Source organism: Aureibaculum marinum (genome assembly GCF_003813905.1).
Classification (GTDB): domain Bacteria; phylum Bacteroidota; class Bacteroidia; order Flavobacteriales; family Flavobacteriaceae; genus Aureibaculum; species Aureibaculum marinum.
Window position 1 is genome coordinate 321,858 of the sequence record NZ_RPFJ01000006.1, and the last position, 12,289, is coordinate 334,146.

At 29.7% G+C, this 12,289-nt stretch carries 11 protein-coding genes; 6 read left to right on the forward strand and 5 right to left on the reverse strand.

Annotated elements, in window-relative coordinates:
• Positions 1–83: 83 nt before the first annotated feature.
• On the forward strand, positions 84–2,309 hold the full coding sequence (rpsA, locus tag EGM88_RS06050; RefSeq protein WP_123897066.1) for a 30S ribosomal protein S1: 2,226 nt from the start codon (positions 84–86) through the stop codon (positions 2,307–2,309).
• 187 nt (positions 2,310–2,496) lie between these two features.
• Here rpsA and EGM88_RS06055 read toward each other — a convergent pair whose 3' ends face one another.
• From EGM88_RS06055 to EGM88_RS06075, 5 genes are all read right to left on the reverse strand, one after another.
• Positions 2,497–2,958: a thioredoxin family protein gene (locus EGM88_RS06055; protein WP_123897067.1), complete on the reverse strand. Its 462-nt coding sequence runs from the start codon at positions 2,956–2,958 to the stop codon at positions 2,497–2,499.
• 4 nt (positions 2,959–2,962) lie between these two features.
• Positions 2,963–3,895: a YihY/virulence factor BrkB family protein gene (locus tag EGM88_RS06060; protein ID WP_123897068.1), complete on the reverse strand. Its 933-nt coding sequence runs from the start codon at positions 3,893–3,895 to the stop codon at positions 2,963–2,965.
• A 78-nt stretch (positions 3,896–3,973) separates the two neighbouring features.
• Positions 3,974–4,480: a KdsC family phosphatase gene (locus EGM88_RS06065; RefSeq protein ID WP_123897069.1), complete on the reverse strand. Its 507-nt coding sequence runs from the start codon at positions 4,478–4,480 to the stop codon at positions 3,974–3,976.
• Entirely contained in the window at positions 4,464–5,225 is a 762-nt protein-coding gene (locus EGM88_RS06070; protein ID WP_123897070.1) for a Rossmann-like and DUF2520 domain-containing protein, read from the reverse strand. Before EGM88_RS06070 ends, EGM88_RS06065 begins: the two co-directional genes overlap by 17 nt.
• Before the next feature lie 7 nt (positions 5,226–5,232).
• Entirely contained in the window at positions 5,233–5,820 is a 588-nt protein-coding gene (locus EGM88_RS06075) for a Crp/Fnr family transcriptional regulator (protein WP_123897071.1), read from the reverse strand.
• 74 nt (positions 5,821–5,894) lie between these two features.
• Here EGM88_RS06075 and EGM88_RS06080 point away from each other — a divergent pair, with 74 nt between their 5' ends.
• The 5 genes from EGM88_RS06080 (at position 5,895) to EGM88_RS06100 (ending at position 12,265) form a co-directional block, all read left to right on the forward strand.
• On the forward strand, positions 5,895–6,176 hold the full coding sequence (locus tag EGM88_RS06080; protein WP_123897072.1) for a hypothetical protein: 282 nt from the start codon (positions 5,895–5,897) through the stop codon (positions 6,174–6,176).
• Between the two features lie 145 nt (positions 6,177–6,321).
• Positions 6,322–9,516 carry a cytochrome c biogenesis protein gene (gene ccsA, locus EGM88_RS06085; protein WP_123897073.1) on the forward strand — a complete coding sequence of 1,065 codons (3,195 nt, stop codon included), beginning with the start codon at positions 6,322–6,324 and terminating at the stop codon, positions 9,514–9,516.
• On the forward strand, positions 9,516–10,133 hold the full coding sequence (locus tag EGM88_RS06090; protein ID WP_123897074.1) for a glutathione peroxidase: 618 nt from the start codon (positions 9,516–9,518) through the stop codon (positions 10,131–10,133). The genes ccsA and EGM88_RS06090 overlap by 1 nt, the downstream gene beginning before the upstream one ends.
• A 160-nt stretch (positions 10,134–10,293) precedes the next feature.
• On the forward strand, positions 10,294–11,439 hold the full coding sequence (locus EGM88_RS06095) for a trans-sulfuration enzyme family protein (RefSeq protein WP_123897075.1): 1,146 nt from the start codon (positions 10,294–10,296) through the stop codon (positions 11,437–11,439).
• Between the two features lie 28 nt (positions 11,440–11,467).
• A complete protein-coding gene (locus EGM88_RS06100; RefSeq protein WP_203229435.1) occupies positions 11,468–12,265 on the forward strand; it encodes an endonuclease/exonuclease/phosphatase family protein in 798 nt (265 codons plus the stop codon).
• Positions 12,266–12,289 lie beyond the last annotated feature (24 nt).

The window sequence follows — 12,289 nt, forward strand, 5'->3', positions numbered from 1 at the left end:
AAAAAAACAAATAAATTAACATCTTTTATTGCGATATCGTTAAAAATCTGGTTGTCAATAAAATACAAATTTAATTAGACCATATGTCTAAACTACAAGAAAAAATTGATCAATACACAGAAGAAGTTAAAAAATTAGGATTAAAATTAGATACTAATTTATTAGCAAGTGTAACCAAAGGGTTAGGCCCATCAATTTACAAAGCAGATGCTGAAAAAGTATCAAGTTCTGACTCAGCAGAGTTAGAAACCGTAAAAAAGAATTTTTTAATTAAAAAATTAGGATTAGAAGATTCGCCTAAGTTAGATGAAGCTATTCAAAAAGCTATTGAAACTATAGGTTCTTCAAACAGAAATAAGTATAGAGCTATTTTTTATACTATTTTAGTTGAAGAGTTTGGTGCACAAGCTGTGTATGCAGAAGAAGAAAAGGTGGCTAAAGAAGCTCCTATAAAAGAGGAGAAAGAGGTTGCTGAAGAAGTGGAGAAAGAAACTCCAAAAGAAGAAGATAAAGAAGTTGTAGCAGAAACTAAAGAAGTAAAAGAAGAAGCTCCTGCTCCACAAAATACTCAAGAATTTTTAGATAATTTCGATTGGCATAAATACGAAGAAGGTATTGAAGCTGTTGACGAATCTAAATTAGAAGAATTTGATAAAGCACTTAAAGGAACTGTAGGGTTTGTTGAGGAGCGTCAAGTTATAGATGGTGAAGTTATTAGATTAACTGATAGAGAAGCTATTATTGATATCAACTCAAAATCAGAAGGTGTAATTTCATTAAACGAGTTTAGATATAATCCAAATTTAGCAGTAGGTGATACTGTTGAAGTATTGGTTGATAAGCGTGAAGATAGTACTGGTCAATTGGTATTGTCTCATAAAAAAGCTAGAGTAATCAAAGCTTGGGAACGTGTTAATAAAGCTCACGAAACTCAAGAAGTTGTTAATGGTTTTATTAAATGTAGAACTAAAGGTGGTATGATTGTAGATGTTTTCGGAATTGAAGCATTCTTACCAGGTTCTCAAATTGACGTGAAACCAATTAGAGATTATGATCAATATGTTGAGAAAACTATGGAATTTAAAGTGGTTAAAGTAAATCACGAATTTAAAAACGTTGTAGTTTCTCATAAAGCATTGATTGAAGCTGATTTAGCAGAACAGAAAAAAGAAATCATCGGCCAATTAGAAAAAGGACAAGTATTAGAAGGTATTGTTAAAAACATAACTTCTTATGGTGTATTTGTTGATTTAGGTGGTGTTGATGGATTAGTTCATATTACTGACTTATCTTGGAGTAGAATTAATCATCCAAGTGAAGTGTTAGAATTAGATGAGAAAATTAATGTGGTAATTCTTGATTTTGACGATAATAAATCTAGAATTCAATTAGGTTTAAAACAATTACAAAAACATCCTTGGGAAGCTCTAGATGAGAATCTTAAAGTTGGTGATAAAGTAAAAGGTAAAGTTGCTATTATTGCTGATTATGGTGCGTTTATCGAAGTTAGTCAGGGTGTTGAAGGTTTAATTCACGTATCTGAAATGTCATGGTCAACTCATTTACGTTCTGCACAAGATTTTGTAAATGTTGGTGATGAAGTTGAGGCAGTGATCTTAACTCTAGATAGAGAAGAACGTAAAATGTCTTTAGGTATGAAGCAATTACATCCTGATCCTTGGACAGATGTAACCACTAAATATCCTGTAGGTTCTAAACATGTAGGTACAGTTAGAAATTATACTAATTTTGGTGTATTTGTAGAGTTAGAGGAAGGAATTGATGGTTTAGTATATATCTCAGACTTATCTTGGACAACTAAAGTAAAACATCCATCTGACTTTGTTAAAGTTGGTGATAAATTAGAAGTTGAAGTATTAGAATTAGATGTAGAAGGACGTAAATTGAACTTAGGTCATAAGCAAACAACTGAGAATCCTTGGGATGCTTATGAAGAAAAATTCTCAATTGATTCTGTTCATACAGGTGAAGTTACTTCTGTTACTGATAAAGGTGCTTTAGTTTCTTTTGGAGATGATGATGTAGAAGCATTTGTTCCTCAACGTCACATGGAAAAAGAAGATGGTTCTAAGATTGTTAAAGGAGACAAAGTTGAATTTAAAGTTTTAGAATTTAACAAAGAGTATAGAAGATTAGTTGTTTCTCATACTTCTATCTTTAGAGAACAAGAAGAGAAAACAGTAAGAGCAACAAAGAAAAAAATGGAAGATAATGTAGAAAAAGCTACATTGGGAGACATTTCTGCGTTAGCTGATTTAAAAGACAAAATGGATGCTAAGAAAAAGTAACCATTAATGTTCTATAATTAAAAAACCGTTCTAAGAAATTAGAACGGTTTTTTTATACAATAGTTTTTTTGCTTGAGATTTTTAAAATTGTAAAAAGCTAACTTTACTGGTTTTGTTTCTTTTTAGTTTTGTTATAAAAGAATCAGAAATGAATATATATATTGTAATAAATCCACTTTATGGCTTACTACTTCATAATTTTCTTTAATAAAGCATAATGTTTACTAGTATCTCGCAAGTAATTATAGCTCTCTATTTTTTCTATCATTTTGCCATTAGCATCCGTTAAAACGACCGTAGGGTGTACTTTTTGATTAAATTGTTTACTGAGAGCATGATTTTTCTTTTTTTGTTCATCAGTTAAAGCGTCTGGTCTTGCATGTGCATTTACTCGAACTAAAATTAAATAACGTTGTGCTATTTTTTGAAATTTTTCAGTATAGAAAAAATCTTCATTTAGCATTTGACAAGAATCTGTCCGATCATATCCAGTAAAATACACAAGGATGTGTTTGCCTTCTGATGTAGCTAGTTTTTTTGCTTTTTCAAAATCACTTTGCCAATTTAAATCAATTGACTTATTATTTTGTGAATTTGCAGATAAAGTACAAGTCAACATTAAAAATACTATGTAAGCAATCTTCCTCATTTTATTATTCCTTCCTATTTTTTGTTGTTATATTTCTTTTTAATCCAATAATCGCGGCATTTAATTCAAATCCTAATAATAGTATTATGGAATTTAACCAAATAAATAACATTAACACTAATAAAGTTCCAACGGCTCCATAAAGCTCATTATATTGTGCAAATTTTCTTACATAAATGCCAAAAAGTTTGAAGTTTAGTATTAATAATAAGGTGGTAAGTATAGCTCCTGGTGAAAAAAACGAAATTTTTCTACCTTCTTTTGTGCCGAAAAAATAAAACAATGCAACCGTTATCAATATCATGGCTAGTACAATAACATATTTACCTATATCAATCCAAAATAAATCATCAGAAACATAGCCTTTTTCTTTAAAGTTACTAATAGCAACTTCAAAGTAGATAATTACTGCGACTGTTAATAGCAATAATAATGCCAAGATAATTGAAATGGCCATTGAAACCAAAAACTGTCGTATCATCGAACGGGGTTGCATTTTATGATAGCTGTATTCGAAACCGCCAAATAGGGCATTAACCCCATTAGTCATTAAAACTATCGAAAATACAAAACCAAAAGACAATAAACCACTGTATTTATTATTGATAATATCATTTAGAACAGAGTCTACTGCATCATAAGTTTGTGGAGGTAATGCTTGATGGATAAAATCCATAAACCCATCTTGAAAGCCTTCAATGGTGATAAATGGAATTAGGGTTAATATAAAAAGAGCAAATGGAAACAAAGCCATAAAAAAACTAAAAGCAATACCACCAGCCCTTGATGTTAAGGCTCCTTTAACAATTCCTAAAACATACATTTCTAAAACGTTGTATAAAGACATGCCCTCAAGACCAGGAACTTTTATTTTTTTTAAAAGTTTGACTAGCCAACCTAAAATGGGTATCTTTAAAAGTTTTTCTTCTGTGGTCATTGTTTTAGTTCAATATTTTCATTCTTATCTTTTAGTAATTAAAAGTAAAAAGTGATTTGGACATATTACTAAAGAGTTTTAAACTTTCCACCTATCTTGCACTTTCATTACTTGTTCTATAACATCTCTAACACAGCCATTTCCTCCTTTTTTTTGAGAAACATACAGTGAAATATTCTGAATTTCAGGAACAGCATCTTTAGGGCAAGTTGGTAAACCTATTATTTTCATAACAGAATAATCGGGTATATCATCACCCATATATAATACATTTTCTAATTTAATATTGTGAGCATCTAAATACTTTTTTAATTGATCGACTTTGTTATGTACTCCTAAAAAAATATCTTTTATACCCAAACCCTCTAAACGAGATCTAACTCCTTCGTTGGTTCCTCCTGAAATAATACATACATTATAACCAGTATTAATGGCTGTTTTTAAGGCATAACCATCTTTCATATTCATTGTTCTAATAAGTTCTCCATTTGTTAAAACTGAAATTGTTGCATCAGTTAAAACGCCATCTACATCAAAAATAAATGTAGTTATTTGAGGCATTAATTCTTTATAACTTTTTTCCATAAGTGTTTTTTATAGCTTGGGTTAATTGTTTATATATTTGTTGTTGTTGGTTGTTCAATAGATTAATTTGTTTTTCAATTGTTTTAGTATCATTACGTACTGCAGGTCCTGTCTGAATGTTAGCAGGATTGTTGTTTTTAATTTTTTTAGCAGTTTCTAAAATCAACGGATACAAGATTTTAAAGGGGATGTTATTTTCAGTGCAAATATCATTACCAATTTTATACATATAATTTACAAAATTATTAGTGAAAACGGCCGCTAGATGAATATATTTTCTTTGATTAGAATCTATATTATATACATGATTTGAAATGGATTTAGCAAGTTGTTCTAATAATTTATAATTTTCACTTCTGTTTGTTTCTAAACAAATTGGTATTTCTTTAAAATTTACAGGTTTATTTTTTGTAAACGTTTGTAAAGGGTAAAAGACTCCTCTATTTTTATGAAAAGAAAGAGCATCCATAGAAACACTACCAGAGGTATGAACAATTAATTTGTTTTTTATAGTAATTTGAGATGAAAATTCTTGAATAGCATCATCAGAAATAGCTATAATATAAACATCAGCATTTTTTAATTGATTTATCTCTGAAGTAGTACAAACTTTATCTCTAATTAGTTTTAAATTGGCACTATTTCTTCCATAAACTTGCACCAAATCTACATCTTTTGACTGTAAAAATGTATCAATTAAATGGTTTGCTACATTTCCTGTGCCTAATAGTATTGCTGAAATCATTATAAAATTAAATATATATTTTGCGATTAGTTAGGGTTAATAAGTTTCGTTTTTCTAACTTTTTTACTGCTTTTATAACAGTTTCTACTCGTAGTCCTGTAAGATTAGAAATCTCTTGTCGTGTCAATTGTACCTCATATTTTTTTTGGTAATTAGATTTTTCTTTTAAATGATTTAATAATGTAATAATTCTATGTTCAGGTGGATATAATGATACTTCTTTTATTAATAAAGATTTGAAATGTAGTCTTTGGCAAATTTTTGCAGTTAATTCTAAATGTATGTCACTGTTTTTAGCTAAAATTTGCATAAACAGTTCTCTTGATAAAGTGTAGATTGACGATTTTTCTATAGTTTCAGCACGAGCTGGACGTTTAAAATTAGCTATAAGTGCAGGTGCACCAAAACTATCGCCATCTTTAAAATAAGCATGTAAAACTTCCTTACCATCTTCTGATAAGTTAAAGACTTTTACTTTACCTTTTTTTATCTGATAGAAAAATTTTGCATTAGTACCTTCTTCAAAAATTAGTTGCCCAACTTTATATGTTTTTAAAGTAGGATTGTACTTTGATAAAATATTTTCGGGTATCATAACCTTATGATTAGAATCATAAAATAACAAAGATAGGGCATAGAACTTTATCGTCTAATTTAAAATGATAAATTATGAGTTTTTATGCTGATTTATTAGCTGATTATAAGAAGCATTTTTTAATGTATATAGCTTTAACTATTATCTTTCAAAGTTGTCTAGGTTCTATAGCCGCAATGGTGATTGTGTCTCAAGATAATGATGTGTTAAGTATAGTTGAATTATCAGTTTGTGTTATGGTATCTATGCTGTACAATACTTCATTAATAGCAAGTTTTAAAAAGGAAATAGCCTTTAACCTATTAATCATATCCTTAGTTGTTAATTCTACATTGATTCTTATTAACATTTTGTAAGAATATTGAACTGGTTTATATTTTTTGCTAATGATTAAAAGTGTAAATCAGTTCTGTTAAAGGGCCATGAATATATGTTAAAACCAAAAATTATTAAATGAATTTTGAGTATCTTCGCCAGAGTTTATTAGAACATCCCTTTTGTATGAAAAAATTTTATAATATTCTCTTCTCAACCCGCCTTACTGCTATTTTATTTATTGTTTTTGGAGCTGCTAATGGAATAGCAACTTTTATTGAAAATGACTATGGAACACAAGCTTCTAAAGCATTAGTTTATAATACGTGGTGGTTTGAGCTAATTATGCTGATTTTTGTGGGTAACTTTATAGGTAATATTTTTAGATATAGATTATTGCGTAAAGAGAAATTTTCTGTTTTGATTTTTCACCTTGCTTTTATCTTTATAATCATTGGAGCAGGGATTACTAGATATATTAGTTATGAAGCCATAATGCCGATTAAAGAGGGAGAAACTACTAACTTAATGCTCTCAGAAAAAACTACCATTAATGTTCATGTTGATGATGGAAAAGTGGCTAGAGAAATTAATAAAAGATATTTTTTTGCTCCTGAAATAGGTGATGAAAAGCGTTTTATTCCTTTAGTTTCAAAATTCTTTAATTTTTTAAGAGGAGGCAATGACTTTTCATTTAATGCAGACTTTAAAGATAAGCCTGTTACGGTAAATTACATAAATTATATACCTAATGCTTTTGAAAAATTTGAAGAAGACCCTTCAGGGACCGACTTTTTACATTTTGTAGAATCTGGTGGAGGAGGAAGACATGATCATTATATAAAAAAAGGTGAAGTTGCAAACATTCATAATGCTTTAGTTTCTTACGAAAACAAAACTGAGGGTGCTATTAATATTTTTACAGAAAACGATACCTTAAAAATACAATCTCCTTTTGCCGGAGATTATATGGTTATGGCTACACAAGCTAGAGGTACTATTGTTAAAGACTCTGTTCAAACATTTAACTTAAGAGCATTGCATAATATTGGTAACTTGCAGTTTGTAGTACCAGAGGCAAACTTAAAAGGTAATTTAATTGAGACTTCAGGAGATAAAGATGAACATCCTGCAGATAAATTAACTGTAGAGATTGTAACTGAAAATGAAAAAAAGATAGTTGATTTATACGGATATCAATTTGCTGCAACTCCACCAGAAATGTTTTCAATGGATGGATTAAATTTTAGAATTTCCTATGGAGCAAGACAATTAAAATTGCCGTTTTTTATAAAACTAAATGATTTTCAGTTAGATAGGTATCCTGGCTCTGAAAGTCCTAAATCTTATGCTAGTGAAGTTACCGTTTTAGATAATGGCAATAATTTCGATTTTAGAATATATATGAATCATATATTAATCCATAGGGGGTTTAAGTTTTTTCAAAGTAGTTATAGAATTACTGATGAATTTGAAGAAACACATTTATCCGTAAATCATGATGCAGTTGGTACTTGGGTTACTTATTTTGGGTATTCTTTATTGTATTTTGGTCTTATTATGATATTGTTTTCTAAAACTTCTCGATTTGGAGCTTTACGAAAGGCTTTAAATAAAGTGAAAGAGAAAAAAGCAACATTGTCTCTATTCTTGTTGTTTTTTGGAGCAGTATCTTTTGCTCAAGACAATCATAGTAGCCACATTTTAACAAAAGAAAAAATAGATTCTATTTTAACTGCTCAAAAAGCATCTAAGGAGCATGCTGAAAAATTTGGAAGTTTAATTATTCAAGATGCTAATGGGAGGATGAAACCTGTAAATACATTTACTTCTGAATTGATTAGAAAAGTAAGTAAAAAAGACACTTATAATGGTTTAGATGCTAATCAAATAGCCATATCTATGGTTACTAATCCTAGAATTTGGATGTCAGTTCCATTTATTTATATTAAACCAGCAAATACTAGGGTGAGAGAAATAATAGGAATACCTGAAGATCAGAAATATGCTCGACTGTCAGATTTTTTTACCACAAGAGGAGAATATAAACTAAGTGTAGAAGTAGAAAAAGCGTATAAAAAGAAGATTAAAAATAAATTTGAAGAAAGTATATTAAATATTGATGGGAGAGTTACATTATTATACCAAGCAGTTATAAATGGAAGTATTTTTAAGTTTTTTCCGTTGCAAGGAGATCCAAATAATAAATGGTTCTCTTACGTAGAACACAAATTGGCAGGGTTTAAAGGTACAGATTCACTGTATGTTGCTAATGTAATACCATTGTATGCCAACGGATTAAAATTGGCTGCTGAAAAAAACGATTATTCAAAAGCTGATGAGTTTTTAGAAAGCATGCACCGTTATCAGCATAAATTTGGAGGTGCGGTTATGCCTTCTGATAGAAAAGTTGAATTAGAACTACTGTATAATAAATACGATATTTTTAGAAGTTTGTTTATGTATTATATGCTGGCCGCCTTATTCTTATTTGTGGTTGTAATAGTGCAAATTTTTAATAATTCTAAACTTATCGTTAGGTTTGTGCAAGCAGGGGTATTTATAATTATTGCATTATTTATTTTTCATACTATAGGGTTAGGTATTCGTTGGTATATTTCTGGTCATGCACCATGGAGTAATGGGTACGAAGCAATGATTTATGTGGCATGGGCAACAATGCTTTTCGGTTTGCTTTTTGGAAAAAAATCGTCATTAACGGTAGCTGCAACCACTTTTGTAGTTTCTATGATTTTGATGATTGCCCATTGGAATTGGCTAGATCCTTCAATAGGAACATTAGTGCCAGTATTAGATTCATATTGGTTAATGATTCATGTGGCTATTATTGTAGGAAGTTACGGGCCATTGACAATAGGTATGGTATTAGGTTTATTATCACTTGTTTTATTTGCTGTAACAACAACTAAAAACAAACATAAACTCGATTTAGCTATAAAAGAAGTAACTATAATTAATGAAATGGCCTTAACCATTGGATTGGTTATGTTAACTATAGGCAACTTTTTAGGTGGTATGTGGGCTAATGAAAGTTGGGGGCGTTATTGGGGCTGGGACCCTAAAGAAACTTGGGCATTAGTGAGTATTATGGTGTATGCATTTGTTTTGCACATGCGTTTAGTGCCAGGATTAAGAAGTCGTTTTGCTTTTAATATGATTTCTGTTTTTGCTTATGCGAGTATATTAATGACTTTTCTAGGTGTAAATCACTTATTATCAGGTTTACACTCTTATGCAGTAGGAGATGCCGTTCCAATACCTAATGAAATTTGGGGATGGTTGATTGTATCAGCTATTATTAGTGTTTTGGGGTATTTAAAGTTCAAGAAATATTATAAAAAAACTAAAAAAATAAAATAATGAAAAAAATTATAATCGTTATGGCGTCAGCTTTAATGTTGATAAGTTGTAAAGAGACTAAGAATAATACCAATAAAATTAATACAGAAAAAGATTCTGTAAAAAATGAAACCGCATTAGTTCAAAATCAAGAAACTATGGAAAATATCTATCAATTTAATGTTAAAACTTTAACTGGTGAAGATTTTGACTTTTCTTCTTTAAAAGGAAAAAAAATATTGGTGGTAAATACAGCTTCCAAATGTGGTTTTACACCTCAGTATGAAGATTTACAAAAGTTATATGATACCTATAAGAATGATAACTTTACTATAGTAGGTTTTCCTGCAAATAATTTTAATCAACAAGAGCCTGGTACAAATAGTGAAATTGCTTCGTTTTGTCAAGAAAATTATGGGGTAACATTTCCTATGATGGCTAAAATTTCTGTAAAAGGGGAAGACATGCATCCTTTATATCAATTTTTAACTCAAAAGAGGAAAAATGGATTTAAAGATTCAGAAGTAAAATGGAACTTTCAAAAATATTTAATTGATGAAAATGGTCATGTGGTAAATGTATATTTGTCAAAAACATTACCAACAGATGAAGCCATTGTAAATTGGATTAAAGGTTAATACTAGTTTTACTTTTTCTTAAAGTTATTTAATTTAAAAGTAGTATTTCTTTACTGAGTAAACGGTAATAATTTTATCTAAGTTTCATATCTATTTTTTAGTGTCTACTAGTATTTTTATATTAAGTTTTTGTAAATTACCCTACTTTTAATTTATAAAAATGACAACTAAAAAACATGGTTTAAATACTATTTGTACACATACTGGAGAGGTGAAAGATACTCAATTTGGTGGTGCAATTTCGCCCATTTACATGACTACTTCTTATCCTTATATGGATGTGGATTCAAAACGATATCCTAGATACTTTAACACTCCAAATCAACAAGCAGTAGCTCAAAAGGTGGCCGCCTTAGAAAATGCAGAAGCAGGATTGCTTTTTGGTTCAGGTATGGCCGTAATCAGTACTACGTTATTTGCTTTTTTAAAGCATGGAGATCATGTTGTTTTACAAAACGAGATTTATGGAGGAACATTTAATCTGATTGTAGAAGAATTTGATAAAATGGGTATTGAATACTCTTTTACTGAAGGAATTGAACCTATCCATTTTGAAGAAAAAATAAAAGCAAATACCAAACTTTTATATTTAGAAACACCTTCAAACCCTTTATTGAGTATTACAGACATAAAAGCTATTTCTGAAGTGGCTAAAAGAAGCAATATTTTATCTATAATAGATAATACTTTTGCTTCCCCTATAAATCAGACTCCTTTAGATTTAGGTATTGATATTTGTATTCATTCAGCTACTAAATATTTAGGAGGCCATAGTGATATTTCTGCTGGGGCTGTAGCTTCTTCTCAACATAATATTGATATTATATGGAATAAAGCTAAAAATTTAGGTGGGCATTTAAGCGATTTTATAGCCTATTTATTAGAACGTAGTATTAAAACTCTGGGAATACGCGTAGAAAGACATAACTTAAATGCTCAAACTATAGCAGAATGGTTAGAAAATAATAATGCTGTAGAAAAAGTATATTATCCAGGGTTACAGTCTCACCCAACTCACCATATAGCAAAAAAACAAATGCATGGTTTTGGAGGGATGTTGTCTTTTGAGTTAAAATCAGAATTCAATGCTTCTGAATTTCAAAAGAATCTTAAATTAATAAAACCTAGTATGAGTTTAGCAGGGGTGGAGTCTACCATATTAATGCCATCTTTAACATCTCATGGTTTATTAACACCAGAACAACGAAAAGAAATGGGAGTTTCAGATAATTTATTGCGTTTTTCTGTGGGTATTGAAGATGTAAAGGATATTATTGCAGATATAGAGAATGCTCTTAAAATTTAATATTTACAATAACTAACAAAAATTGAAGATGAAACTGAATTTTAAATTAATAATTATTGTATTAGTTTTAACTAATACATCTTGGTCGCAAACTCAAGTAGATAGTACAAAAATAGTGCGTGTATTGACATTTAATATACTACATGGTGCAACCACCAAAGGTGATTTTAATTTAGATTTGATTGCTAATGTTATAAAGGATGCGAATCCTGATTATGTAGCGTTACAGGAAGTTGATTTTAAAACCAATAGGGCAAAAAAATATGATTTGGTTACAGAATTGGGTTGGCGTACCAAGTTAAGTCCTCTTTTTGGTAAAGCTATGAATTATGATGGAGGAGAATACGGAGAAGGTATTTTATCTAAAACTTCATTTTTAAATTCAAGAAGGGTAGCTTTGCCATATTATGACGATCACGAGCCTAGAGCAGCATTGGAAATTACAACAGTGCTAAAATCTAAAGATACCATTTCGTTTGTGGGTACACATTTAGATCATTTAACTAATGATAAAGATAGAGTGGCTCAAGTAAAAAAGATAAATGAAGTTTTTTCTAAAAACAAATACCCTACAATTTTAGCTGGAGATTTTAATGCTGAACCTAATAGTACTCCCATCAATATTCTTGAAGAAATTTGGACTACAGCTTATGATAAGGATAATTATGACTTAACTTACCCCTCAGATAAGCCTACTGTCAAAATTGATTATGTGTTGTTTTATCCTAAAAATAGATGGCGGGTTTTAGAAACTAAAGTTATAAAGAATACAATAGCATCTGACCATTTTGCTTATTTGGTGGTATTAGAATTATTAGATAAATAAAATATAATTATACTATTTTCTATA